This is a genomic window from Janthinobacterium aestuarii (genome assembly GCF_051380835.1).
Taxonomy (GTDB): domain Bacteria; phylum Pseudomonadota; class Gammaproteobacteria; order Burkholderiales; family Burkholderiaceae_D; genus Janthinobacterium; species Janthinobacterium aestuarii.
In genome coordinates, this window is record NZ_JBNYXU010000001.1 from 749,694 (window position 1) to 773,471 (window position 23,778).

Consider the following 23,778-nt stretch of genomic DNA (forward strand, 5'->3'; position numbering starts at 1 on the left):
GTATTGCGCCTAGCCAGGCTGCAGGACTTCACCGGAGTTGATTGATGTCGGAAGACAGCGACGCAGAAAAGACCGAAGCCGCGTCACCGAAGCGCCTCGAGCAGGCGCGTGAGGAAGGCGACGTTCCGCGATCGCGTGAAGTGGCCACGTTTACGGTGCTGATGGCGTCCGGCTGCTGCCTGTGGTTTGCCGGCGACGCCATCGTGCGGCGGCTGACGGCCGTCATGGTTTCCGGGCTGACCCTGGACCGGGAGCAGATACTCAATCCCGACGCGATGATGTTGCGCATCGGCTACGACGTGGGCTCGGTCTTGCTGACCTGCCTGCCGTACGCCGCGGCCATCATGCTCGTCGCCCTGGCGTCACCCGTGCTGGTGGGCGGCTGGCTGTTCAGCTCCAAGGCGTTTACCCCCAATTTTGGCAAGCTCAACCCGATTCGCGGCCTGGGCAATATGTTTTCGAAGAATGCGCTGGTGGAGTTGCTCAAGGCCATCGCCAAGACTCTTGTCGTCGGCGTCGTCGCCTGGATGGTGATGCAACATCAAAAGGATGCCGTGCTGGGCCTGTCGGTGGAATCGCTGCGCGCCGGTTCGGCCCATTTGATCAGCCTGCTGATCACGGCCTTTTTGCTGATCGTGGGCGCCTTGGGCCTGATCGCCGCCATCGACGGTCCGTACCAGATGTGGCACTACGCCAACAAGATGAAAATGTCCTTGCAAGAAGTCAAGCAGGAAGCGAAGGAGTCGGACGGCAATCCGCAGATCAAGGCAAAGATACGCCAGATGCAACATGAAATGTCGCGCCGCCGCATGATGGCCGACGTGCCGACGGCCGACGTGGTGGTAACGAATCCTACGCACTACGCCGTGGCCCTGAAGTATGGCGAGAATTCGCGCGGCGCGCCGCAGGTGGTGGCCAAGGGCATCGACGAAGTGGCGGCGAAGATCCGCGAACTGGCTGGCGAACACAAGGTCGCCATCCTGGAAGCGCCGGCCCTGGCGCGCGCGCTGTACAAGCACACGGACATCGGCGACGAGATTCCCGAGGCGCTGTATGGCGCCGTGGCCGAAGTGCTGGCCTACGTGTTCCAGCTGCGCAGCTACGGCAGCGGCCACGGCGAGCGCCCCGACAAGCCGAAAAAACTCGACGTACCGCCCGAGCTCGACCCGCTCGACCCCGCGTCGCAGACCAAACCCGCGGCAGACGCGGCAGACAAGAATAAAGGAAGCACACCATGAACGGCCTGACCATGCCAGCCTGGCTCAGCGGATTAAAAGGCAACGCCAGCAAGGGCCTCGCCGCGCCGATCATCATCATCATGCTGCTGGCGATGATGGTGCTGCCGCTGCCCGCCTTCATCCTCGACATTTTCTTCAGCTTCAATATCGCGCTGTCCATCATCGTGCTGCTGACGGCGCTGTACACGGTCAAGCCGCTCGACTTCATGGCGTTCCCGACCATCCTGCTCGTGTCGACCATGCTGCGCCTGTCGCTGAACGTGGCGTCCACGCGCGTGGTGCTGACGGAAGGCCATACGGGCGCCGACGCGGCCGGTAAAGTGATTGAGGCGTTCGGTCACTTCCTGATCGGCGGCAACTACACGGTCGGTATCGTGGTCTTCATTATTTTGACGATCATCAACTTTACCGTCGTGACCAAGGGCGCGGGCCGTATCGCCGAGGTGGGCGCCCGCTTCGCGCTGGATGCCATGCCTGGTAAACAGATGGCCATCGATGCCGACCTGAACGCCGGCCTGATCGGCGAAGACGAAGCGCGCCGCCGCCGCACGGAAGTGGCGCAGGAAGCGGAATTCTATGGCGCCATGGACGGTGCCAGCAAATACGTGCGCGGCGACGCCATCGCCGGCATCTTGGTGACCGTTATCAATATCGTCGGCGGCTTGCTGGTAGGCTTGCTGCAGCACGACATGGGTTTTGCCGACGCGCTGAAGAACTACACCTTGCTGGCCATCGGTGACGGCCTGGTGGCGCAGATTCCTTCGCTGATCATTTCCACGGCGGCCGGTATCGTCGTCTCGCGCGTGGCCAGCGAACAGGACATCGGTACCCAGCTGGTGGGCCAGCTGTTTGCGAAACCGCAAGTGCTGTATATTACCGCCGGCATCATCGGCGGCATGGGCCTGATCCCCGGCATGCCGAACATGGTTTTCCTCCTGCTGGCCGCGCTGCTGGCCGGCTCCGCCTATTTGATCAGCAAGAAGCGCATGCAGGAAAAAGAAGCGGCCGAAAAGCCGGCCGAAGCGCCGCAAGCGACCGTGGCGCCCGAGCAGGAAGAAGCCAGCTGGCAAGACATCATGCCCGTCGATACCCTGGGCCTGGAAGTGGGCTACCGCTTGATTCCCCTGGTCGACAAGACGCAGGGCGGCGAATTGCTCAAGCGCATCAAAGGCATTCGCAAGAAATTCGCCCAGGAAGTGGGTTTCCTGGCGCCGCCCGTGCATATCCGCGACAACCTGGAATTGAAGCCGTCCGCCTACCGCATCACCTTGAAGGGGGTGGAAGTGGGCGTGGGCGAAGCGTTCAACGGCCAGTTCCTGGCGATCAATCCCGGCATGGCCAGCGGCACCTTGCCGGGCCTGGCCACGAGCGATCCCGCGTTCGGCTTGCCCGCCACGTGGATCGACGCCAGCTTGCGCGACCAGGCCCAATCGATGGGCTACACGGTCGTCGATGCGGGCACCGTGGTGGCCACGCACCTGAACCACCTGATCACCTCGCATGCGTCCGAGCTGCTGGGCCGCGCGGAAGTGCAGTCGCTGCTCGACCACCTGGGCAAGGATGCGCCGCGCCTGGTGGAAGACCTGGTGCCGAAGATGCTGTCGCTGTCGGCCCTGCAAAAAGTGCTGCAGAACCTGCTGGCCGAGGGCGTGCACATCCGCGACATGCGCACCATCATCGAAACTCTGGCCGAGTACACGGTCAGCACGCAAGACCCGAACGAGCTGACGGCGCTGGTGCGCGTCTCCCTGGGCCGCGCCATCGTGCAGCAACTGTTCCCCGGTGCGGCCGAGCTGTCCGTGATGACGCTCGACAGCCGCCTGGAACGCCTGCTGATGCAAGCGATGGGCAATGGCGGCGACGGCGCCGGCATCGAGCCGGGCCTGGCCGACACCATCGCCCACCAGGCGGGCCTGGCTGCCCAGCAGCAGGAAGCGCTGGGCCTGACGCCGGTGCTGCTGGTGCCTGCGCCGCTGCGCGCCCTGCTGTCGCGCTTCCTGCGCCGCGCCTTGCCGCAGCTCAAAGTGCTGTCGCATGCGGAAGTGCCGGAAACCAAGACGATCCGCGTCACGGCGCTGGTGGGCGCGCAGTAATTGACATGGTTAATGCCGGGGTCAGATCCTCAACACCATCAACACGAAGGTCATCGCCAACGTGCGACGGGGTCTGACCCCAGATTTCGTTAGCGTCAGTGGGGGTCTGACCCCAGCAGTTGCTTTTGGTCAAATAACCATCAATTTCCTCCCGGCAAACTGAATAACGGGTACTTTCCCGTCCTGTTCCTTCGATCGTTTCCTGCAAGCATCGCTAATAATGGAAACTGTCCGAGTGATCTGTGTCCATGTGGAAGACAGCACTCAAGCAACAGGAGTCGATGATGGTCACACAGTTCAGCCAATATTGCGCCACCCCCGCCCTGGGAGGCCGGTCATGAATGTGAAGAAATTTACGGGCGCCTCGTCGCGCGATGCGCTGCGCAAGGTGCGCGAAGCGCTGGGCCCCGATGCCGTGATCCTGTCGAACCGCCAGGCCGATGGCGTGGTGGAAATCCTCGCGCTGGCCAATGACGATGCCGCTTCGCTCGCGTCGCCGCCGGCCGCGTCCGAAATGGCCCAGCCCCGTCCCCAGTTGCAGACCCAGTTCGCCACGCCGCAGCGTCCTGCCGCCCCGGCCCAGCGCCCGGCTGCGCCACGTCCTGCCGCGCCGCGCCAGGCTGCTTCCGAGCCAGTGGACATGGCCCGCATGCAGCAGATGATGGCCAGTGCGCTGGCGCACGTCAAAGAGAACGCCGCCGCCGAGATGAGCGGCATGATGAATGAAATCCGCGCCATGCGCGGCATGATGGAAACCCAGCTGGCGGAAATTTCGTGGGGGTCGACGCAGCAGCGCGAGCCGCAAAAAGCCGTCGTGCTGCGCGAAATGCTGGCCGCCGGCTTTTCCGCCAGCCTGGCGCGCTACCTGATCGACAAGCTGCCCGCCGGCCTCGACGGTGCGCAAAGCATGCGCTGGATCAAGACCGTCCTCAGCCGTAACCTTAACACGGTGGCCAATGAAGACGCCATGCTGGAACAGGGCGGCGTGTTCGCCCTGGTGGGCCCGACCGGTGTCGGCAAGACCACCAGCACGGCCAAGCTGGCGGCCCGCTGCGTGATGCGCCACGGCCCGGAAAAGCTGGCCCTGATCACCACGGACGCCTATCGTATCGGCGCGCATGAGCAACTGCGCATCTACGGCAAGATCCTCGGCGTGATGGTGCATTCCGTGAAGGATGAAGCGGACTTGCGCATCGCCCTGAAAGAATTGAAGAACAAGCACACGGTGCTGATCGATACGGTGGGCGTGAGCCAGCGCGACCAGATGGTGACGGAACAGGTGGCCATGCTGTCGGGCGCCGGCGCCGACGTGAAACGCCTGCTGTGCCTGAACTCCACGGCGACCCAGGAAACCCTCAACGAAGTGGTGCGCGCCTACCAGGGCAGCGGCCTGGCCGGCTGCATCATGACCAAGCTCGATGAAGCGGCGTCGATCGGCAACGTGCTCGACGTGGTGATCCGCCAGAAGCTGAACCTGTTCTATGTGTCGAACGGCCAGCGCGTGCCGGAAGACCTGTACCTGGCCGACCGCGGCTACCTGATCGACCGCGCCTTCAAGCTCAAGCGCGACTCGGCGGCCACGCAGTTTTCCGATGCCGAACTGCCGCTCTTGATGGCGCAGGCAGCCGCCCGCAACAACGAAGCGCGCGGGGTGCACCTTGGCTAATTTCGATTTCGACCAGGCCGAAGGCTTGCGCCGCATGCTGGCCGGCCCGCAGCCGCGCGTCATGACGTTCCTCTCGGCCACGCCGCAGGACGACAAGGGCGCCATGCTGGTCAACCTGGGTGCTTCGCTCGTCTACGGCGGCAATGACGTGCTGCTGCTCGACGCCAGCGGCGGCAGCGATGGCGTGGCCGCGCGCCTGGGACTGGCGCACGGCGCCAGCCTGCGCGACGTGGCGCGCCAGCAGTGCGGCTTGAACCAGGTCATCCACCAGGTGCCGCAAGGCTTCGGCGTGGCCAGCCTGGGTGCGCGCAACCACCTGATGGACAGCATGGACTATGCGGGCGAGGACGAACTGCGCCGCCTGGGCAAGACGTTCGACGTGCTGGCGCGCCAGAGCGGCATCGTGCTGGTCGACGGCGTCGTGGCAGAAGAGGGCGCCTGCTTCCCCGTGCCCTTGATGGCGTCGTCCGATATCGTCGTGCAAGTGTCGACCAGCGCCACCTCGATCAAGGCGGCGTACTGCCTGATCAAGCGCCTGAGCCAGGAACTGGGACGCCGTCCGTTCGGCATTCTCGTCACCGGCGCTTCCGAATCCGAAGCAAAAGTGGTATACGATAATATGGCACAGGCGGCGAGCCGCTACCTGGCCGTGAAGCTGACGTCGATGGGCTCGGTGCCTGCCGATGAGTATCTGCACCGCGCGGCGCGCCTGGGCCGCAGCGTGGTCGATGCGTTTCCGCTGGCCGGCGCCTCGGTGGCGTTTCGCGGACTGGCCGAGCGGCTGGCCCGTTCGGCGGCACCGGTGCTTGGCGGCACCTTGTACCAGACGGGGAGCCCGCACCAGTTCAGCGCCTGAAGCCAACCGTAGCACCAGATAAGATGAGAAAACAATAAGCAGCCTATGTACACGGTCAAAGGGAAATCGAACAAGGACTATTTGCTGACGGAGCACATTCCGCTGGTAAAGCGTCTGGCGCACCATATGAAGGCGAAATTGCCGCCTTCGGTCGAGGTCGATGACCTGATCCAGGCCGGCATGATCGGCCTGCTCGATGCCATTAGCCGCTATGAAGAAACGCATGGCGCGCAGTTCGAGACGTATGCCGTGCTGCGCATCCGCGGCGCCATGCTCGACGAATTGCGCACCAGCGACTGGCTGCCGCGCAGCATGCGCCAGAACATGCGCAAGATCGAAGAGGCGATGAGCACCTTGCAGCAGCGCCTCGGCCATCCGCCGACGGAGTCGGAAGTGGCGAAACTGCTCAAGATGTCGCTGGCCGACTACCAGGAAATGCTGGGCGACGGCGGCGGCCACCAGCTCGTGTACTACGAAGACTTTCATGACCCGGACGGCAATGACAGCTTCCTCGACCGCCATTGCGTGGACGAGGACAGCGACCCCTTGCGTTCCCTGCTCGATACCGATTTCCGGCAATCCGTGATCGATGCCATCGACGCGCTGCCACCACGCGAGAAAATACTCATGGGCCTGTATTACGAAGAAGAGCTGAACCTGAAGGAGATCGGCGCGGTGATGGGCGTATCCGAATCGCGCGTCTCGCAGCTGCATACCCAGGCCGTCGCGCGCCTGCGCGCAACCTTGAGGGAGCAGGCGTGGACTGGTCCAGCGTAATCGGGCTGGCGCTGGCGCTGGCGGGCCTGTTGGTCGGCCAGGCACTGGAAGGCGGCAAGATGGCCTCCCTGCTGCAGCCGGCCGCCTTTGCCATCGTCATCATCGGCACTTTCGGCGCCGTGCTGCTGCAAACGCGGCTGCGCACTTTCGTGCGCGGGCTGGAAATGCTGCGCTGGGTCTTCCTGCCGCCAGCCGATACGCGCGCCGCGCTGGCGCGCGACATCGGGCAATGGAGTTTGACGGCGCGCCGCGACGGCCCGCTGGCGCTCGAGCGCCTGATGGAAAACACGGCCGACCGCTTCAATGCCAAGGGCTTGCGGATGATCGTCGACGGCATCGCGCCCGACAAGCTGCGCCAGTTGCTCGACGTGGAAATCTCGGCCTACGAAATGGCCGAACGCCAGGCCGTCAAGGTGTGGGAATCGGCGGCCGGCTATTCGCCCACCATCGGTATTCTGGGCGCCGTGCTGGGCCTGATCCACGTGATGGAAAACCTCACCGATCCAAGTAAATTAGGCAGCGGCATCGCCGTGGCGTTTGTCTCCACCATCTATGGCGTGGGCCTGGCCAACCTGCTGTTCCTGCCGGTGGCGAATAAACTCAAGGCCATCGTCTCGCGCCGCGTGCTGCAGTACGAAATTACGGCCGCCGTGCTGTACGACATCGCCACGGGCGACCATACGCGCATCATCGAAGAGCGCGTGTCGAGCCTGCTGCACGAGCACTGACCATGATGCGGCGCGCGCGCAGGAAGTATGACGAGGAGCCGGACAACCAGGATCGCTGGCTGATCTCGTACGCCGACTTCATCACCCTGCTGTTTGCCTTCTTTGTCGTGATGTACGCCATTTCGCAAGTCAACGAAGGTAAATACCGCGTCTTCCAGAACGCCATCGGCCAGGCCTTCAGCCTGGAAAAGGGCGCGCCGCCCATCATCATGGAAGCGCCGCAAGCCATTCCTTTGCCGAACCCCGCCCTGAAACGCCGCACGGAAGCCATCCGCCGCGAGCGCGAACACATGACGCGCCTGGCGCAGGACTTGACGTCGACCCTGGCGCCGCTGGTCAAGGAAGGCAAGGTGCGGGTCACGCAGACGAGCCGCGGCGTGAGCGTGGAAATCAATGCCAGCGTGCTGTTCGACCCGGGCGCGGCGCGCCTGACGGTGGAGTCGGACCAGGCCCTGCGCGCCGTCGCCGTGCTGCTCAAGGACGATACGCACGACGTGCAGGTGGAAGGGCATACGGACGTGCAGCCGATCAGCAATTCGTCCTTTGCCTCGAACTGGGAATTGTCGGCCGCGCGCGCCAGCGCCGTGGTGCGCCTGTTCATCGCCAGCGGCGTCAAGGCGTCGCGCCTGACGGCCGTCGGCCACGCCGACAACATCCCCGTGGCGCCCAACGAAACGGCGGAAGGGCGCGCGCGCAACCGCCGGGTCGCCGTGACGATCCTCTCGGGCATCCCGGAAACGGTGACGGAAGTGCCGACGGCGCCGCCGGCCAACTAGGACAGGTTTGCGGGCCGGCGCCAGTCCGGCGGACCGGACGCATGTCATTCGGTGGTCATACTGCAATGCTAGGCTGTGGCACTTCTTTTCAGCCTCCAGGTCCACCCTATGTCTTACTCCAGAATGCTGCTTCCTTCCATCGCCATCCTGTTGAGCGTTGCCGCCTGCGGCGGCGATAGTGATCCGGCGAGCAGCGTGCCACCGCTACCCACTGGCCGCTGGATCGCCGGCGATCTGCATACCCACACCACGCAATCGGCCGATGCGGATGTCAGCCAGACGCTGGACAAGGTGCTGGCCAAGGCGTTCGGCAGTTACGGCCTCGACTGGATGGCGCTGTCCAACCACTTGCGCGTCTCCACGCGCGATGCACTGGGCGCGCCGCTGGCGACGCCCATTCCCATGTCCATCGGCGCCGAGCGTTACGAGGTGCCACGCGTGCAGGCGCTGCAGGCGGGTGGCACCTACGCCGACAAGCTGATCTTTTCCGGCTTCGAGTGGGACATGCCGACCCACGATCACATCGGCATCGGCCTGTTCGAGGGCGTGGACAAGCTCAGCGCCAGCACCCGGGGCATGAAAGAGTTCGAATACCTGTTCACCACGCGCGACGCGGCCATGTTCGACGCTGCCGATATTGTTGCATGGAAAGAAAAATACGGTGACACCCGCTACAACAAGACGGCTGCCGACGCCTTGCAAGCGATCAACTGGCTCAAGCAGAATTATCCGGAGACCAGCTACGCCGTCATCAACCATCCGTCGCGCAACAAGGGCAGCTACAGCATTGCCGATTTCCGCGCCTTTAACGATGCGGCCCCCAACATCATGTTCGCCATCGAAGGCATGGTCGGCAACCAGATGGAGCCGGACCGCGGCGGCTATACGGCTGCCTATACGGACGACAATGCGTTGCTGCGCGTGTATGGGGGCGTCGACTACGTGGTGGCCAAGCTGGGCGGGCCATGGGATGCGCTGCTGGGCGAGGGGCGCCGCATCTGGAACCTGACGGATTCGGATACCCACTTCAAGATCGTCGGCGGCAACAGCAGCGGCTATTTCCCGGGCGAGTATGCGAAGAACTATGTGTTCAACGGCGCGCAGGGCGCGCCGCTGGCGAAGGACTTGCTGGCGGGCTTGCGTTCGGGCAAGATGTTTTCCACCTATGGCGACCTGATCAACGCGCTGGACTTCAACCTGGCCAGCAAGGATGACCGCAAGGAGATGGGTGGGGAGCTGAAAGTCGGTAACGGCGACACCGTCACCATTACCATCCGCTTCAAGAACCCGGCCAAAAACAACTACGAAAAGCCTGTCGACAGCGGCTTGGCCGCCAGCGTCAAGCCCGTTGTCGATCATGTCGACCTGATCGTCGGCGATGTGGGCGCGAAGGCGGCGGCAGGCACGCCAGCCTACAACGTTGCCAGCAATGCCAGCACGCGGGTGCTCAAGCGCTTCACCAGCGCGGATTGGAAACTCGGGGCTGACGGTTACTACAGCGTGAGCTACCAGACCACAGCGGCAAAGAACCAGTATTTCCGTCTGCGCGGCACCAATCTGGGGACCGATGTTGCCGGTCTGACGCAGGGTGGCGAACCGCTGGCCGACCAGCGCACGGGCACGACGGACAGCACCCAGCGTTTCAATGACATCAACGACCGCAATTACCGCAGCCTGTGGTTCTATTCGAATCCCGTGTTCGTTACTTTGCGTTAATAGCGTAGTCGGCCGCGCGTCGCCGGACAGTGCGGGATCCCGCTTGCTTCCGCATCCGCTTGGTACAATCGCGGCCTTCTTTCTTTTTATTTCTCCATCATGAAAAGCAGCTCCCAGGGCGGTCTCGTCTATTCCACCGAAACGGGCCGCATGTGTCCCGCCTGCCGCCAGCCGCTGGCGCAATGCGCGTGCAAGGCGCAAGCGAAGGCGGCGCCCGCTGGCGATGGCGTGGTGCGCGTGTCGCGCCAGACCAAGGGCCGCGGCGGCAAGAGCGTTACCGTGGTCAAGGGCTTGCCGCTGGACGCCATCGCGCTGGCCCTGCTGGGCAAGCAGCTGCGCACGCAGTGCGGCTCGGGCGGCACGGTCAAGGATGGCGTGATCGAAGTGCAGGGCGACCATGTCGACACCATCCTTGCCGCGCTGACCAGGCTGGGCCGCCAGCCGAAAAAGGCCGGCGGCTAGCCGGGGCGCGTGCGTGCGGAGGCGTGCGGCCCGCTGCCGCGCGCCTGTGGTAACGTGCATTTCCTTTTATGCGCCACCTCATATGAATAACAAACTGACCGGTATCGCCATCGCCGCTGCCATCGCGGCAGTACTGGCGGTCGTGTACTGGCCCGCACCCGATGGCGGCGCACCGGACGCTGCCGCCACTGCCGCCGCCAGCGCGCCGCCGGGGCGCAGCCTGGCATCGTATTTGAATATCGATGCCACCCCGGCCGCCGATGCCGCGCTCGTTGTTGTGTCCCTGGCGCAGCGGCTCGAACGCCTGAGCGCCAGCGGCAAGCCGGAAGACGCGTATGCGGCCTATAACCTGATCGACGACTGCATCGTCTTCCAGCGCGAAAGCCGCTTGCCGGGCATGGAATTCGAGCTGGGGCGCGAGATGACGGCGGAAGAAAAAGCCGCCCAGCAGCAGTTGTGCGGAGGCATGACGCAGCGCCAGCGCGAGGACCGCCTCGGCTATCTGGCCACTGCCGCGCAAGGCGGCGTGCCGGGCGCGGCCACCCTGTTCCTGTCGGAAGGCCCGTTCGGCGACCGCAGCGCGCTGCGCAACCGTCCCGACGATCCGCTGGTGCAGGCCTGGAAGCGGCAAGCGATCGCCCAGCTGACGGCGCAGGCGGACGCGGCGGAACTGACCAGCGTGTCGACCCTGATGATGGCTTACCTGCGCGATGGCGACGTGGTGCAGAAGGACGCGCCGCAAGCGTATGGCTACCTGCTGGCCCTGCGCATGGTCTACGACGACATCCTCACGCCAGGCACGACGAATCCGTACCAGGATGAATACTGGCACTGGCTGCGTAACGAGCTGACACCCGAGCAGCAGGCCGCCGCCCTGACCAAGGCGAATGACATCGCCGCGAAATTCCGCCAGCATACGGGCCGGCCCGCGCACGGTTGAGTGCGTAGGCCAGCCCCGGCATCTGGCCCGTGCATAAGCCAGTCCGTGCATGGAACCACTGCGTCTGCCGCGTGTCTGCCAGCGACGGCAGCAGCGCTTGCTGGCGCCCCGATGCCGGTCAGGCAGCCGTTTTGCGGCGCCGTATGCTATACCCGATCAGGCCCAGTCCCGCCAGCAGCATGCCATAGGTTTCCGGTTCCGGCACGGCCGTGGTGATGGAAATGTCCAGCACGGAATCACGCACGCCGATGCCGCTTGCCACCAGGGTGTAGGTGCCTGGTCCCAGCAGGCCGTCGAAAGTCGAATGGGCAAACGAACCCAGCACGCCGGTGAAGGTATCCGATTGCACCAGGTTATTGCTGGAGTCGAACAAGTCAATGTTGACGCCAGTCAGGCGGGGACCGAAATCGTTGGCGCCCGTGACCAGCCAAGCCGCGTTGCCCGTGAACGACTGCACGCCGGCGCCGACCGTAAACGTGGTCGTTTGCAGCAGCGAGCCGTGCTCCGTCGTGAAGGTGTCGACGAACAAGGTGTCTTGCGCCAGCAGCGGCGTGGCCACCACGGCGGTCGATACGAGGTGGTTGTAGAACACGGATTGCGTTTCGGCCTGCGCGACCGGTGCCAGCAGGGTGCAGCCGAGCAGCAGCGCCGCGCCAGCCTTGCTTACTGAGAGAGAGTTCATATCATGCTCCTATGTACTTGCGATTGAGGTGGTGTGCGTCATGGCGCAGCGCAAAAGCGCAGGCTGGGGCGTGAAATGGATCAGCTATGCCTGCGGGAACGATGTTCGTGTCGGCGAGGAAAGTCCCACCTGGAGATGTACGGCGTACGCCAGGGATTAGCATATAGTCATCACCTGTCTCAAGTTTGAGCATGCTCAAACGTGCGGCGTCAAAAAGGGGTTGTGTAGTTTTTGCGTGCGGTGTTGTGGGGGGAATGCGGACGCGCTGGCACCGCCGCAGTCTCCCTGGAGGGAGCGACACGGCGATGACGTTCTCGATGGCAGCCGTATGGGTGCCGCTGCTCGGGACGGCGTCAGGCGTGCAGCAATGGCTTATTGCTGGGGTGAAACGGGAAGACGCTTAGCCGATCACGACGCGCCGGCTGGCCGGGTTCGTCATCGGTTGGCCGCTGGGGCCGTAGAAATTGCCGCTTTGGGCCGTGGGGCGCATGGCGTTCAGGGCGCCTTGCGTGTGCAGCATGTGCTTGTTGACCAGCAGGCTGTTTAGCCGGTTCTGTTCCTTCGCTTCGCGCGTCGTCTCGAGCAGGGCTTTCCACAGGGGCGCCGCCTCGGCTTCGCTGGCGCCGACCAGCCAGTCTTCCATGCCCGCTTCGGCGGCGGTAAAACCTGCTGCCGCCAGCGCCTGGTGGCGTTGCGCCGCCAATTGGCTCAATTGTCCTACGAGTGCCGTCTTGCGCACCGTGAGCTCCGTGATCGCATCGATGTCAGCCGCAACCAGATGCCGCTGTTCTTCTTTCATCAATGCCAGCAATGTGGTCATGAGCTGTTGCTCGTCGCGCAGGCTGGAAAACGGAGTCACTGATTGCATGAGGGAACCTATCTATTTCGTGAGTGCAGCAAGTCCTTGACTGTGTCGAGGAGACCGTCCGCCACTTTTTCAGAGTTGACCTGGAACTGGCCGTCGGCGATCGCCAGCTTGATGCGTTCGACTTTTTTCGTGTCGAACACGGCGCCGCTGCCGGCAGTTGCACTGGCCGCTAATGCCTGTCCTTGCGGCGACAGGCGTACATTGTCCGACGTTGTCGGTGTTGCCTGGGCTTTCTCGGCATTCCGGGCGCCGGAGGTACTCGCGGGCGCCAACGGCAGGCCGGGATTGCTTTTAATGGTGTTGTCGGTAATTTTCACAGCGTGATCCTCGTCTGGTCGAAGTCAAAAAACTCCGGGATATGTGTCATTATCGGCACCTTCTTCCGAAACTTTAGTGCGCCAGACCACAATATCGCTGTCCATCCGGGTTTAAAAGGCGACCTCCACCATGCCGCCAGGCCGCGCCACGCCGCTGATCTGCTGGCCGCTCTGCGTGCGCACCTGCACCGTCTGGCCGTCGCCGGCGCTGCCGATGGCGCGTCCTTCTGATGCCACCTGGAAACCGTTGCCACTGGAAACGACACGTACCAGCTGGCCCTGCATCACCACCGGCTTGCGGCGCAGGGTGTCGAGGCGCATCGGTGTGCCTGGCGGCAAGGAAATATTCGTGCTGGCGCCCACCACCTGGGCCATGTCAGTGGCGATGCCTGCCGGCAATGCGGCCAGGTCGCCCTGCATCGTCACCAGCTGGCTGGCGTCGATGGCTTGTCCTTGCGCCAGCGGCACGGCACTGGCGACGTAGTCGCCCACGACGGCCACGTTCGCTTGCAAATAGATAGTCCAGCTGGAGGGCGCCGTGCAGCGCACGCCGACGGTGGTCTTGCCCCAGGCGCGCGCGCCCGGTGCCATGAACGCTTGCGGCGCGGGGCAGGCGGCCAGGTTCAGGCGCGGATCGACGGCGCCGACGGTGATCGTCACTTTGCCCGGCAAGCCATTGCTTTGCACTTGCAGGAACTGTTCCACGCTGTTGCGCAGCGCTTCCGGCGTCTGCCGGCCGGCGTTTTGCGCCTGTGCCAGCAGTGGCAGAGCGGCGAGAGCGAAGAGGAGAGCAAGCGGTGTTTTCATGGTGATAGGCCTCTGGAATAGTGCCATGATAGTGCGCGCCGCCCCGTTCGAAGCGCCGATTAAGGGGTAAAAGTACGGTCTGATCCGGCGATGGTCTTGCTGGTGGGCACCGTACTATGTTTCCTGTCATCACTATACCGCCATCCTTCCGCCATCTCGGGCGCCAGTGGCAGATCTTTCCGGAGCCTGACATGATAGGGAAACTCGACGATTACATGCGCTTCAACGAGACGGCGCTGAGCCTGCGCTCGACGCGCCAGGAATTGCTCGCCTCGAATATCGCCAATGCCGACACGCCCAACTACAAGGCGCGCGATGTCGATTTCGCCGCCGCATTGAAAGGGGCGATGGCGCGCAAGGATGGCGTGCCGCCGGCCCTGAAGGGCACGGCGCCGCAGCATATGCCGGGCAAGGGCGTGGCCGCGGTTGCGGGCGCGGCCGGTGGCGGCAAGGTCGAGACCCTGGCCGACGGTACGCCGCTGCTGTACCGCGCGCCTGCCCAGGGCGCCGTCGATGGCAATACAGTCGACATGGACCTCGAGCGCAATGCCTTTGCCGACAACGCCATCCGCTACGAGGCGGCCGTGACGTTCCTCAACTCGCAGATCAAGGGCATGCTGACGGCCATCCAGGGAGGACAGTAATCATGTCGCTATTTAATATCTTCAATGTTTCCGGTTCGGCCATGAGCGCCCAGGCGCAGCGCCTGAACACGGTGGCCAGCAACCTGGCCAATGCCGACAGCGCCACCAGCGCCACGGGCGAAGCCTACCGCGCCAAGCAGGTCGTGTTCGAAGCCGTGCCCATGGCCAACGGCGCCACGGCCGTCAAGGTGCAGAAGGTGATCGAAGACCCGTCGCCGATGAAGCTGGTCTACGACCCGAAGAACCCGCTGGCCGACGAGAAGGGCTACGTCACCATGCCCAACGTGAATACGGTCGACGAAATGGTCAACATGCTGTCGGCTTCGCGTTCGTACCAGACCAACGTGGAAACCATGAACGCGGCCAAGTCGCTGCTCCTGAAAACCCTCACCATCGGCCAATAAGGCTGACTGACCATTATGGCAACCATCGATACCAGCACCTCCAAAGTCACCGACCTGATGGCGACGATGAATCCGAAGAAGACGACGGCCGAACCAGGCAGTGTCGAAGCGGAAACGAACAAGTTCCTCACCCTGCTGGTTACCCAGCTGAAAAACCAGGATCCGATGAATCCGCTGGACAATGCGCAATTGACCAGCCAACTGGCGCAGCTGTCGACGGTGACGGGCGTCAACAAGCTCAATACCACCGTGGAGAGCTTGAAAGCCAGCTATCAGCAAGCCGAATCGATGCAGGCGGCCAACATCATCGGCCACGGTGTGTTGACGGCGGGCAAGGATATCAACCTGAGCAAGAGCGCCGCGCTGCTGGGCGTGGACCTGGCCACGGCAGCCGACAAGGTCAGGGTCGTCATCTACAAGGCTGGCAAGGAAGTCCATTCCATCGACCTGGGCGCACAGGCGGCGGGCACTTTGCCGTTGGGCTGGAACGGTTCCACCGCCGAACTCGACAAGGATGGCAAGCCAGTCGTGCTGGCCGACGGCGCCTACACCTTCACGGTGGAAGCCACGCGGGGCGGTGTCCAGCTCAAGGATGCAACGGCGCTGATGTTCGGTTCGGTCGCCAGCGTGTCGACGGGCGCGAATGGCGTGAAATTGAATGTCCCGGGCGTGGGCAGCATCACCATGGCCGACGTGAAACAGATTCTGTAAGCCGCTTCCCCTTAGCGTGACCCTCTACCCCTAATTTCTACCAGGAGAACACAATGTCTTTCCAACAAGGCCTGAGCGGCTTGAATGGCGCCGCCAAATCGCTGGACGTCATCGGCAACAACATCGCCAACTCGTCGACCGTGGGTTTCAAGCAGTCGCAGGCCCAGTTCGCCGACATTTATGCCAACTCGCTGTATGGCGTGGGCGGCAACCAGGCAGGGATCGGTGTGTCGGTGTCGCAAATCGCCCAGCAATTTAACCAGGGTAACCTGGAATCGTCGTCGAATCCCCTCGACATCGCCATCAATGGCGGCGGCTTTTTCCGTACCAGCGTCAATGGCGCCATCCAGTACTCGCGCAATGGCCAGTTCCAGGTCGACAAGAGCGGCTTCATCGTCAACGCCCAGCTGGCGCAGCTGACCGGCTATCCGGCCGACGCCAACGGCAAGATCGTTGCCGGCGCCATCGTGCCCCTGCAAATCGACCAGTCGGACATGAAGCCGCAGGCAACGACCAAGGTCAACACGGAAGTCAACCTCAATTCCAATACGCCCATGCCGACCACGGTGCCGTTCAAGATTGGTGAAGACACGTCGTACAGCAAGCAGTTTCCCGTCGAAGTCTTCGATTCGCTGGGCAACTCCCACATCATGTCGAATTTCTACGTCAAGACGGGCACGAACACCTGGGATGTCTATTCGGCCGTTGACGGCACGGAAGTGACCAGCATGAAGGCCGCGGCCGCCCTGCAGACGGACCCTGCCTCGCTGGCCGCGCGCGCCGCCTACCAGGCTGCCGCCACGGCCGTGCCGCTGGTGCCGGCCAATGTAACGGCCGCCGCCGTCGCCTATGGCAATGCGGTCGGTGCCGCCGTCTCGACCGCCGCCGCCGCCGCGGGCGCCACGCCGGCGCAACTGGCCGCCATCGCCGCCACGTATGGCAGTGCCGTGCCGAATGGCGTCAACTCGAGCCGCACGCCCGACCAGATCGACGCCGCCATCCGCGCCGTCACCAATGTGCCAGCCGTCAAGACCGGTTCGCTGGTCTTCAACACGGTCGGCAGCCTGGACCGGGCTGCCATGCTGGCCCTGACGCCGCCGCAAACCTTGCCCGTCACCGTCAACTTGCCGATCTTCCCGGCCACGGGCGCGAATGCGACCCTGTCGCTCCAGGTCGACTTCACCAAGTCCACCCAGCTGGGCAGCCCCACGGCGGAAAAGAAAACGGAAGCGGACGGCTACAAGGCGGGCCAGCTGAGTCAATTCATCGTGGGCGACGACGGCGTCATCCAGGGCCAGTACAACAATGGCAAGACGCGCAGCCTGGGCCAAGTGGTGTTGAGCAACTTCGTCAACCCGAACGGCCTGGAGCCGCTGGGCAACAACGCCTGGGTGGAAAGCTCGGCCTCGGGCAAGCCCGTCACGGGCGAGCCGAAGACGGGTAACCTGGGCAATTTGCGCGCCTCGTCGGTGGAAGTGTCGAACGTCGACCTGACGGCGGAACTGGTCAACATGATCACCGCCCAGCGCGCCTACCAGGCGAATGCGCAGACCATCAAGACGCAGGATTCGGTGCTGCAAACCTTAGTCAACCTCCGCTAATAAGTTGACCGGGGGCGTATGCCCCCGATTTTATTGTTGGTTTGGGAGAAATAAAAAATGGACCGTCTCATCTACACCGCCGGCTCGGGCGCCAAGCATATCCTCGACAAGCAGGCGACCACGGCGAATAACCTGGCGAACGCCACCAGCACGGGTTTCCGTGCCCAGCTCGACTCGTTCCGCGCCGTGCCCGTGGTGGCCGACGGCATGATGCCGACGCGCGCCTTTGTCGTCGATTCGACGGTCGGTTCCGATTTCACGCAAGGTCCCATGCAGCACACGGGCCGCGCGCTGGACGTGGCCGTGGAAAACGGCGGCTGGATCGCGGTGCAGTCGGCCGACGGTTCCGAAGCCTACACGCGCAACGGCGCCTTGAAGCTCAATGAAAACGGCATGCTGCAAACGCAGTCGGGCCTGATGGTGCAGGGCGATACGGGACCCATGGCCATTCCGCCCGGCGTGACGGTGGCCATTGCCAGCGACGGTACGGTGGGCACGCTTTCCACGGACGTGCCGCCGGGCCCGTCGACGGTGCTGGGACGCATCAAGCTGGTCAACCCGCCCGAGCAGCAACTGGTGCGCGGCGACGACGGCCTGTTCCGCCTGAAGGATGGCACGGTGGCGCAGGCCGATCAGGCCGTCAAGCTGACCACCGGTGCGCTGGAAGGCAGCAATGTCAGCCCCGTCGACTCCATGGTCAGCATGATTGCTCTGGCGCGCCAGTTCGAAACGCAAATGAGCTTGTTGAAGAATGCCGAGAATAACGCGGCGAAAGCCACCCAGATCCTCGCTTTGAATTGATGGGGGCCGCCGCATAATGGTCACATAGAAATAGTCTACAGAGCTGACTAGCGCTGTTATTGGAGAAAAATCATGATTCGTTCCCTTTGGATTGCCAAAACCGGCCTGGAAGCGCAGCAGACGCAGATGGACGTGATCGCCAATAACCTGGCCAACGTCAGCACCACGGGCTTCAAGAAGTCGCGCGCCGTGTTTGAAGACTTGCTGTATCAAAATGTGCGCCAGCCGGGCGCGCAATCGTCGCAGCAAACCCAGCTGCCATCGGGCTTGCAGATCGGCACGGGCGTACGCACCGTGGCTACCGAACGCATCCATACGCAGGGCAATCCCCAGGCATCGGGCAATTCGCGCGACGTGATGGTCAACGGCACGGGCTTTTTCCAGGTGCTGATGCCGGATGGCGCCACCGCCTACACGCGCGACGGATCGTTTCAGACGGACGCCAACGGCCAGCTGGTCACCTCCGAAGGTTTCGTCATCCAGCCCGCCATCACCGTGCCGACCAATGCGCTGAGCCTGACCGTGGCGCGCGACGGCACCGTTTCCGTCACCTTGCCCGACACCGTGGCGCCATCGCAGATCGGTTCGCTGCAACTGACCACCTTCGTCAATCCGGCCGGCCTGGAATCGAAGGGCGAAAACCTGTACATGGAAACGGGCGCCTCGGGCGTGGCGCAAACCAATACCCCGGGCACCAACGGCGCCGGCGTGCTGATGCAGGGCTATATCGAGACGTCGAACGTCAACGTGGCCGAGGAAATGGTCAACATGATCCAGACGCAGCGCGCCTACGAGATCAACAGCAAGGCCATCACCACATCCGATCAAATGCTGCAGAAATTGTCGCAACTTTAATTTTCATAGTCGTCATGCCATCCGCCGCCGGATGGCAGCGGAGGTTCGCCATGCAATACCCCATCATCGCCCTGTTGTCCACAGTCCTGCTGTCCGGCTGCGCCATCACGCCTACGTCGATTGTGCAATATCCGACCACCACGCGCGCGCCGATGCCGGAACCCGTGGTCGTCAACAATGGCTCCATCTACCAGCCGTCGACCTACCGTCCCGCCTTCGAAGACCGCCGCGCGCGCCACGTGGGCGACACCATGACGATCGCCATCACCGAGCGCACGAATGCCGTCAAGGCGGGCGCCAGTTCCGGCAACAAGTCGGGCAGCGTGGGCTTCAGCACGCCGGGCATGCTGCAGGGTCGCCTGGGCGGCACCGTCTCGGCGAATGGCGCGACGAAATTTGCCGATGGCGACAACCAGTCCGCCAGCAACACGTTTTCCGGCGTGATCGGCGTAACGGTGATTGAAGTGCTGCCGAACGGCAACCTGATCGTCGCCGGCGAAAAACAGATCGCCATGAACAAGGGTACGGAATTCATCCGCTTCTCGGGCATGGTCAATCCGGACACCATCGGCACGGGCAACGTCGTGCCATCGACCCAGGTGGCCGACGCGCGTGTCGAATACCGTACCAACAGCCAGATCGACCGCGCCGAAATGGCGTCGATGGCGTCGCGCTTCTTCCTCAGCCTGCTGCCGTTCTGATCATGGCAATGTTTACTTTCCCCCGCTTTTTAGTCATCTGCGGCCTGGCCGCTTCCTTGCTGGCGCCCGTGGCGCAGGCCGAGCGTATCAAGGACCTGGCCAGCATCGCCGGCGTGCGCCAGAATCAGCTGATGGGCTATGGCCTCGTCGTCGGCCTCGACGGCAGCGGCGACCAGACGACGCAAACCCCATTTACCATCCAGAGCGTGGCGGCGATGCTGCAGCAGCAAGGCATCAACTTGCCGCAAGGCACCAGTTTGCAGCTGAAAAACGTAGCCGCCGTGATGGTGACGACGGCATTGCCCGCGTTTGCCCAGCCGGGCCAGTTGCTCGACGTGACGGTATCGTCGATGGGCAATGCGAAAAGCTTGCGCGGCGGCACTTTATTGATGACCCCGTTGAAGGGCGCCGATGGCCAGGTGTACGGCATGGCGCAGGGCAATGTGCTGGTGGGCGGCGTGGGCGCGCAGGCGGCCGGCAGCTCCGTTGTCATCAACCACCTGAGCGTGGGACGCATCTCGGGCGGCGCGACCGTCGAGCGCACCGTGCCTTCGGCGCTGGGCGCCAACAACACGATCCGCCTGGAATTGAACGCCACCGATTTCGCCACCGCCAGCCGCGTGGTTGACGCCATCAACAGCCGTTATGGCGCCGGCACGGCCGCCGCGCTCGATGGCCGCGTGATCCAGGTGCAGTCGCCGGGCGGCAGCGACCAGCGCGTGTCCTTCCTGGGCCAGCTGGAAAGCATCGAAGTCAATCCGGCCCGCCTGGCGGCCAAGGTCATCATGAATGCGCGCACCGGTTCCGTCGTGATGAACCAGTCCGTGACCCTGGAAACGTGCGCCATTTCGCACGGCAACCTGTCCGTCACCATCAATGTCGAGCCGCAGGTGAGCCAGCCGCCGCCGCTGTCGGGCGGGCGCACGGTGGTCACGCAGACGGCGCAGATCGATATCAAGAAGGAACCGGGCAAGGTCATGCTGGTCAAGGGCGGCGCCTCGCTGTCCGAGGTGGTGAAAGCCCTGAACGCCATCGGCGCCTCGCCGCAAGACTTGCTGGCCATCCTGCAGGCGATGAAGGCGGCCGGTTCGCTGCGCGCCGAACTTGAAATCATTTGATGGACACGCCATGATCAGCCAAACCGACCTCAGCAACACCGCCGCCTACGACGTCAAGGGAATGGATGGCTTGCGCCAGTCCGCCAAGGCGAAGGACCCCGCCGCCCTGAAAGAGGCTGCCACGCAATTCGAAGCCATGTTCATCAACATGATGATGAAAAGCATGCGCGAAGCGACGCCGCAGGACGGCATCATGGATAGCCAGCAAAGCAAGATGTACACCTCGATGCTGGACCAGCAGACGAGCCAGAACCTGGCCAAGCGCGGTACGGGCCTGGCGGACGTGCTGATCCGCCAGCTGTCGTCGTCGAACCAGGCCCTGGTCGCCGATGGCGCCGAAGCACCGTCGGCCCGCTCGTCGAGCATGGCGCAGGCACTGGCCGCCTTCCGCCAGCAGCAGGGTGCACTCACCGAGGGCGCAGCCAGCGCCAGCGGTACCGGCAAGACCCTGAGCGACAAGGCCAACGCCACGCAGGCGCCGCACGTGCGCGCCTTCCAGGAAAAGCTCGGTGTGCATGCGGAAGAAGCGAGCCGCGCCACCGGCATCCCGGCCAAGTTCATGCTGGGCCAGGCGGCGCTGGAAACGGGCTGGGGCAAGCGCGAAATCATCAGCCGCGACGGCAGCAGCAGCCACAACCTGTTCGGCATCAAGGCCACGGGCGACTGGAAGGGCAAGGTCACGGAAGCCGTCACCACGGAATACGTGAATGGCAAGGCGCAGCGCAAGGTGGAAAAATTCCGCGCCTACGACAGCTATGCGGACAGCTTCAAGGATTATGCGCAGTTGATTACCAACAACAAGCGCTACGAGAAAGTGCTGGCCAGCGCTGGCGACGCCAGCACGTTCGCCCACGGCTTGCAAAAGGCCGGCTACGCGACGGATCCGAATTACGCTGCCAAATTGACAAAAATTATCAAGAATTCGCTGGTCGGCTAGTAACCCGCCGCGCCCCTGTGCAGGCCGCGCGCTTCAAGTTTTCGCCGCGGCTGCCGTAAATACCCATGACAGTAACCAATAAGACACCATGACTTCGAATCTACTCAGCATCGGTAAGAGCGGTTTGCTTGCAGCGCAGGTGGGCCTGTCGACGACCGGGCATAACATCACCAATGCCAACGTGGACGGTTACAACCGCCAGGTGGTGCTGCAGCAGACGGCGCAGTTCAACAATGCCGGCTATGGCTTTGTCGGCAATGGTACCGAGGTATCGCAAGTCAAGCGCCAGTACGACGGTTTCATGGCGGCCCAGGTGAATGGCGCGCAGTCGACGACCAGTTCGCTCGACGCGTATTACACGCAGATCAGCCAGATCGACAATATGCTGGCCGACCCCACGGCCGGGCTGTCGCCGGCGATGGCTGATTTCTTCAAGGGCGTGCAGGATTTCAGCTCGAATCCCTCGTCCGTGTCGTCGCGCCAGGCCTTGTTGTCGAGCGCAAACTCGCTGACGGCGCGCTTCCAGGGCCTCAGCGCGCGCCTGACGGAAATCGGCGACGGCGTCAATTCGCAGATTACCTCGAACGTGAAGGTGATCAATTCCTACGCCAAGCAGATCGCTGAACTCAATACGGCGATTACCAACCTGACCGTGAATGAAAGCAATCAGCCCAACGATTTGCTGGACCAGCGCGACCAGCTGATCACGGAGCTGAACAAATACGTCAAGGCAACGGTTCAGCCTGGCGCCGGCAACTCGATTACCGTCTCGATCGGCTCGGGGCAGCCGCTGGTGGTGGGCAACAAGAACTTTGAGCTGGCCACCACGCCGTCGCCGACGGACCCGAACCGCCTGGACGTGGGCTATGTGACGGGCACGAGCGTCACCAAGCTGTCGGAAAGTTCCCTGAGCGGCGGTGCGCTGGGCGGCTTGCTGGAATTCCGCAGCGGCAGTCTGGACCGCATCCAGAATTCGCTGGGCAAGGTCGCCATCGCGCTGGCCTCGACTTTCAATGAACAGCACAAGCTGGGCCAGGACTTGAACGGCGACATGGGGGGCAACTTCTTCAAGTTGCCCGATCCCGTCATCGGTGCCGACTACCGCAACAATGCGACCAGCACGACCGTGGTGTCGGCCAAGGTCAGCGATCCGACCAAGCTGACGGCCAGCGACTATGCCGTCAAGTATGACGGCGCCAATTATGTGGTGACGCGCCAGACCGATGGCGCGAAAACAACCATCAACCCATATCCGCAAACCGTGCCGCAAACCATCGACGGCGTGGATTTCTCGATCACGGGCGCGGCGGCCGAAGGCGACAACTTCATGGTCAGGCCGACCGCCCACGGCGCTGCCGACCTGGCTGTGGCAATTACCGACCGCAACAAGCTGGCCGCCGGTGCGCCGATCGCCACGGGTGCGCCCGTCAGCAACACGGGTAGCGGCAAGCTCGGCCTAGGTAGCGTGGACAAGGCGTATTTAACGCCGGGCAACGCGTTGACGGGCACCGTCACCTTGACATATGACAAGACGACCACTTCACTGTCGGGTTTCCCTGCGGGCCAGGCCGTGACGGTGAAAGGCTTGAACGGCGCGACCACGACATACCCGGCCGGCACGGCGAACATCCCGTACACGGAAGGCGACAGCTTCAGCTTTGGCGGCATCAACTTCAACATGACGGGCGCGCCCGCGCAGGGCGATAAATTCACCATCGCGCCGAACGCGGGCGGCGTAGGCGACAACCGCAATGCCGCCTTGCTGGCCGGCTTGCAGACGAAGAATATTCTCGATGGCGGCAAGGCCACGTTCCAGGGCTCGTACGCGGAAACCGTCAGCTATGTCGGCAACAAGACGCGCGAGGTACAAGTCAGCGGCCTGGCCAGTCTTGCGTTGTTGCAACAAACCAGTACGCAGCAGCAGGCCGTCTCCGGCGTCAACCTCGATGAAGAGGCGGCCAATCTGCTGCGCTACCAGCAAGCCTACCAGGCTTGCGGCAAGGTCATGCAGATCGCCAGTACCCTGTTCGACGTGGTCATCGGCCTCGGACGTTAATTATTCAGGCGGCGGCGCATAGCG

24 protein-coding genes are annotated in these 23,778 nt (G+C 63.3%); 20 read left to right on the top strand and 4 right to left on the bottom strand.

The window, feature by feature from the left end:
* The first annotated feature begins 44 nt into the window (after nt 1-44).
* From flhB to ACQ4WO_RS03425, 10 genes are all read left to right on the top strand, one after another.
* Nucleotides 45-1,238: a flagellar biosynthesis protein FlhB gene (gene flhB / locus ACQ4WO_RS03380; RefSeq protein ID WP_070312136.1), complete on the top strand. Its 1,194-nt coding sequence runs from the start codon at nt 45-47 to the stop codon at nt 1,236-1,238.
* A complete protein-coding gene (gene flhA / locus ACQ4WO_RS03385) occupies nt 1,235-3,331 on the top strand; it encodes a flagellar biosynthesis protein FlhA (RefSeq protein ID WP_436480232.1) in 2,097 nt (698 codons plus the stop codon). Before flhB ends, flhA begins: the two co-directional genes overlap by 4 nt.
* Before the next feature lie 337 nt (nt 3,332-3,668).
* On the top strand, nt 3,669-4,997 hold the full coding sequence (gene flhF / locus ACQ4WO_RS03390; protein ID WP_034754102.1) for a flagellar biosynthesis GTPase FlhF: 1,329 nt from the start codon (nt 3,669-3,671) through the stop codon (nt 4,995-4,997).
* A complete protein-coding gene (locus tag ACQ4WO_RS03395; protein ID WP_436480233.1) occupies nt 4,990-5,853 on the top strand; it encodes a MinD/ParA family ATP-binding protein in 864 nt (287 codons plus the stop codon). Before flhF ends, ACQ4WO_RS03395 begins: the two co-directional genes overlap by 8 nt.
* Nucleotides 5,854-5,898: 45 nt before the next feature.
* The gene (locus ACQ4WO_RS03400) at nt 5,899-6,630 is read left to right on the top strand and encodes an RNA polymerase sigma factor FliA (protein ID WP_010400804.1); all 732 of its coding nucleotides are present in this window, start codon (nt 5,899-5,901) and stop codon (nt 6,628-6,630) included.
* Entirely contained in the window at nt 6,612-7,358 is a 747-nt protein-coding gene (locus ACQ4WO_RS03405; protein WP_046685945.1) for a flagellar motor protein, read from the top strand. The genes ACQ4WO_RS03400 and ACQ4WO_RS03405 overlap by 19 nt, the downstream gene beginning before the upstream one ends.
* 5 nt (nt 7,359-7,363) lie before the next feature.
* A complete protein-coding gene (gene motD / locus ACQ4WO_RS03410; protein WP_436480636.1) occupies nt 7,364-8,134 on the top strand; it encodes a flagellar motor protein MotD in 771 nt (256 codons plus the stop codon).
* 108 nt (nt 8,135-8,242) lie between these two features.
* On the top strand, nt 8,243-9,850 hold the full coding sequence (locus ACQ4WO_RS03415) for a CehA/McbA family metallohydrolase domain-containing protein (RefSeq protein ID WP_436480234.1): 1,608 nt from the start codon (nt 8,243-8,245) through the stop codon (nt 9,848-9,850).
* 99 nt (nt 9,851-9,949) lie between these two features.
* The gene (locus tag ACQ4WO_RS03420) at nt 9,950-10,312 is read left to right on the top strand and encodes a translation initiation factor Sui1 (RefSeq protein WP_436480235.1); all 363 of its coding nucleotides are present in this window, start codon (nt 9,950-9,952) and stop codon (nt 10,310-10,312) included.
* Between the two features lie 82 nt (nt 10,313-10,394).
* On the top strand, nt 10,395-11,252 hold the full coding sequence (locus tag ACQ4WO_RS03425; RefSeq protein ID WP_436480236.1) for a hypothetical protein: 858 nt from the start codon (nt 10,395-10,397) through the stop codon (nt 11,250-11,252).
* 118 nt (nt 11,253-11,370) lie between these two features.
* Here the strand turns inward: ACQ4WO_RS03425 and ACQ4WO_RS03430 are convergent, their stop codons facing one another.
* From ACQ4WO_RS03430 to flgA, 4 genes are all read right to left on the bottom strand, one after another.
* The gene (locus ACQ4WO_RS03430) at nt 11,371-11,934 is read right to left on the bottom strand and encodes an FxDxF family PEP-CTERM protein (protein WP_139092291.1); all 564 of its coding nucleotides are present in this window, start codon (nt 11,932-11,934) and stop codon (nt 11,371-11,373) included.
* A gap of 400 nt (nt 11,935-12,334) precedes the next feature.
* Nucleotides 12,335-12,802, bottom strand: coding sequence for a flagellar protein FlgN (locus ACQ4WO_RS03435; RefSeq protein WP_128142199.1), 468 nt, complete (start codon nt 12,800-12,802; stop codon nt 12,335-12,337).
* 8 nt (nt 12,803-12,810) lie between these two features.
* A complete protein-coding gene (gene flgM, locus ACQ4WO_RS03440; RefSeq protein ID WP_436480237.1) occupies nt 12,811-13,119 on the bottom strand; it encodes a flagellar biosynthesis anti-sigma factor FlgM in 309 nt (102 codons plus the stop codon).
* A 111-nt stretch (nt 13,120-13,230) separates the two neighbouring features.
* The gene (gene flgA, locus ACQ4WO_RS03445; protein WP_436480238.1) at nt 13,231-13,926 is read right to left on the bottom strand and encodes a flagellar basal body P-ring formation chaperone FlgA; all 696 of its coding nucleotides are present in this window, start codon (nt 13,924-13,926) and stop codon (nt 13,231-13,233) included.
* A gap of 191 nt (nt 13,927-14,117) precedes the next feature.
* On the opposite strand from flgA, the gene flgB reads away from it, so the two are divergent.
* The 10 genes from flgB to flgK all read left to right on the top strand — a co-directional run bounded on the left by flgB (nt 14,118) and on the right by flgK (nt 23,754).
* Nucleotides 14,118-14,570: a flagellar basal body rod protein FlgB gene (gene flgB / locus ACQ4WO_RS03450; protein WP_128142201.1), complete on the top strand. Its 453-nt coding sequence runs from the start codon at nt 14,118-14,120 to the stop codon at nt 14,568-14,570.
* 2 nt (nt 14,571-14,572) lie between these two features.
* Nucleotides 14,573-14,974 (top strand): flagellar basal body rod protein FlgC, encoded by a 402-nt coding sequence (flgC, locus tag ACQ4WO_RS03455; RefSeq protein WP_034754081.1) that lies wholly within the window; start codon nt 14,573-14,575, stop codon nt 14,972-14,974.
* Between the two features lie 15 nt (nt 14,975-14,989).
* On the top strand, nt 14,990-15,685 hold the full coding sequence (locus tag ACQ4WO_RS03460; protein ID WP_436480239.1) for a flagellar hook assembly protein FlgD: 696 nt from the start codon (nt 14,990-14,992) through the stop codon (nt 15,683-15,685).
* A gap of 53 nt (nt 15,686-15,738) precedes the next feature.
* Nucleotides 15,739-17,286 (top strand): flagellar hook protein FlgE, encoded by a 1,548-nt coding sequence (locus tag ACQ4WO_RS03465; RefSeq protein WP_436480240.1) that lies wholly within the window; start codon nt 15,739-15,741, stop codon nt 17,284-17,286.
* Between the two features lie 57 nt (nt 17,287-17,343).
* Entirely contained in the window at nt 17,344-18,087 is a 744-nt protein-coding gene (locus tag ACQ4WO_RS03470) for a flagellar basal-body rod protein FlgF (RefSeq protein WP_436480241.1), read from the top strand.
* A 72-nt stretch (nt 18,088-18,159) separates the two neighbouring features.
* Entirely contained in the window at nt 18,160-18,942 is a 783-nt protein-coding gene (gene flgG / locus ACQ4WO_RS03475; protein WP_034754070.1) for a flagellar basal-body rod protein FlgG, read from the top strand.
* 50 nt (nt 18,943-18,992) lie between these two features.
* Nucleotides 18,993-19,643 (top strand): flagellar basal body L-ring protein FlgH, encoded by a 651-nt coding sequence (locus tag ACQ4WO_RS03480; protein WP_436480242.1) that lies wholly within the window; start codon nt 18,993-18,995, stop codon nt 19,641-19,643.
* A 2-nt stretch (nt 19,644-19,645) separates the two neighbouring features.
* On the top strand, nt 19,646-20,761 hold the full coding sequence (locus tag ACQ4WO_RS03485; protein ID WP_436480243.1) for a flagellar basal body P-ring protein FlgI: 1,116 nt from the start codon (nt 19,646-19,648) through the stop codon (nt 20,759-20,761).
* A gap of 10 nt (nt 20,762-20,771) precedes the next feature.
* Nucleotides 20,772-21,698, top strand: a complete 927-nt coding sequence (gene flgJ / locus ACQ4WO_RS03490; RefSeq protein WP_436480244.1) for a flagellar assembly peptidoglycan hydrolase FlgJ — start codon at nt 20,772-20,774, stop codon at nt 21,696-21,698.
* Between the two features lie 88 nt (nt 21,699-21,786).
* Nucleotides 21,787-23,754, top strand: coding sequence for a flagellar hook-associated protein FlgK (gene flgK / locus ACQ4WO_RS03495; RefSeq protein ID WP_436480245.1), 1,968 nt, complete (start codon nt 21,787-21,789; stop codon nt 23,752-23,754).
* Nucleotides 23,755-23,778 lie beyond the last annotated feature (24 nt).

What these genes read in the sequence shown, in the direction of transcription:
- flhB (WP_070312136.1), top strand. Translation starts at nt 45, where the DNA reads ATGTCGGAAGACAGCGACGCAGAAAAGACCGAAGCCGCGTCACCGAAG.
- flhA (WP_436480232.1), top strand. Translation starts at nt 1,235, where the DNA reads ATGAACGGCCTGACCATGCCAGCCTGGCTCAGCGGATTAAAAGGCAAC.
- flhF (WP_034754102.1), top strand. Translation starts at nt 3,669, where the DNA reads ATGAATGTGAAGAAATTTACGGGCGCCTCGTCGCGCGATGCGCTGCGC.
- ACQ4WO_RS03400 (WP_010400804.1), top strand. Translation starts at nt 5,899, where the DNA reads ATGTACACGGTCAAAGGGAAATCGAACAAGGACTATTTGCTGACGGAG.
- motD (WP_436480636.1), top strand. Translation starts at nt 7,364, where the DNA reads ATGCGGCGCGCGCGCAGGAAGTATGACGAGGAGCCGGACAACCAGGAT.
- ACQ4WO_RS03415 (WP_436480234.1), top strand. Translation starts at nt 8,243, where the DNA reads ATGTCTTACTCCAGAATGCTGCTTCCTTCCATCGCCATCCTGTTGAGC.
- ACQ4WO_RS03420 (WP_436480235.1), top strand. Translation starts at nt 9,950, where the DNA reads ATGAAAAGCAGCTCCCAGGGCGGTCTCGTCTATTCCACCGAAACGGGC.
- ACQ4WO_RS03425 (WP_436480236.1), top strand. Translation starts at nt 10,395, where the DNA reads ATGAATAACAAACTGACCGGTATCGCCATCGCCGCTGCCATCGCGGCA.
- ACQ4WO_RS03430 (WP_139092291.1), bottom strand. Translation starts at nt 11,934, where the DNA reads ATGAACTCTCTCTCAGTAAGCAAGGCTGGCGCGGCGCTGCTGCTCGGC.
- ACQ4WO_RS03435 (WP_128142199.1), bottom strand. Translation starts at nt 12,802, where the DNA reads ATGCAATCAGTGACTCCGTTTTCCAGCCTGCGCGACGAGCAACAGCTC.
- flgA (WP_436480238.1), bottom strand. Translation starts at nt 13,926, where the DNA reads ATGAAAACACCGCTTGCTCTCCTCTTCGCTCTCGCCGCTCTGCCACTG.
- flgB (WP_128142201.1), top strand. Translation starts at nt 14,118, where the DNA reads ATGATAGGGAAACTCGACGATTACATGCGCTTCAACGAGACGGCGCTG.
- flgC (WP_034754081.1), top strand. Translation starts at nt 14,573, where the DNA reads ATGTCGCTATTTAATATCTTCAATGTTTCCGGTTCGGCCATGAGCGCC.
- ACQ4WO_RS03460 (WP_436480239.1), top strand. Translation starts at nt 14,990, where the DNA reads ATGGCAACCATCGATACCAGCACCTCCAAAGTCACCGACCTGATGGCG.
- ACQ4WO_RS03465 (WP_436480240.1), top strand. Translation starts at nt 15,739, where the DNA reads ATGTCTTTCCAACAAGGCCTGAGCGGCTTGAATGGCGCCGCCAAATCG.
- ACQ4WO_RS03470 (WP_436480241.1), top strand. Translation starts at nt 17,344, where the DNA reads ATGGACCGTCTCATCTACACCGCCGGCTCGGGCGCCAAGCATATCCTC.
- flgG (WP_034754070.1), top strand. Translation starts at nt 18,160, where the DNA reads ATGATTCGTTCCCTTTGGATTGCCAAAACCGGCCTGGAAGCGCAGCAG.
- ACQ4WO_RS03480 (WP_436480242.1), top strand. Translation starts at nt 18,993, where the DNA reads ATGCAATACCCCATCATCGCCCTGTTGTCCACAGTCCTGCTGTCCGGC.
- ACQ4WO_RS03485 (WP_436480243.1), top strand. Translation starts at nt 19,646, where the DNA reads ATGGCAATGTTTACTTTCCCCCGCTTTTTAGTCATCTGCGGCCTGGCC.
- flgJ (WP_436480244.1), top strand. Translation starts at nt 20,772, where the DNA reads ATGATCAGCCAAACCGACCTCAGCAACACCGCCGCCTACGACGTCAAG.
- flgK (WP_436480245.1), top strand. Translation starts at nt 21,787, where the DNA reads ATGACTTCGAATCTACTCAGCATCGGTAAGAGCGGTTTGCTTGCAGCG.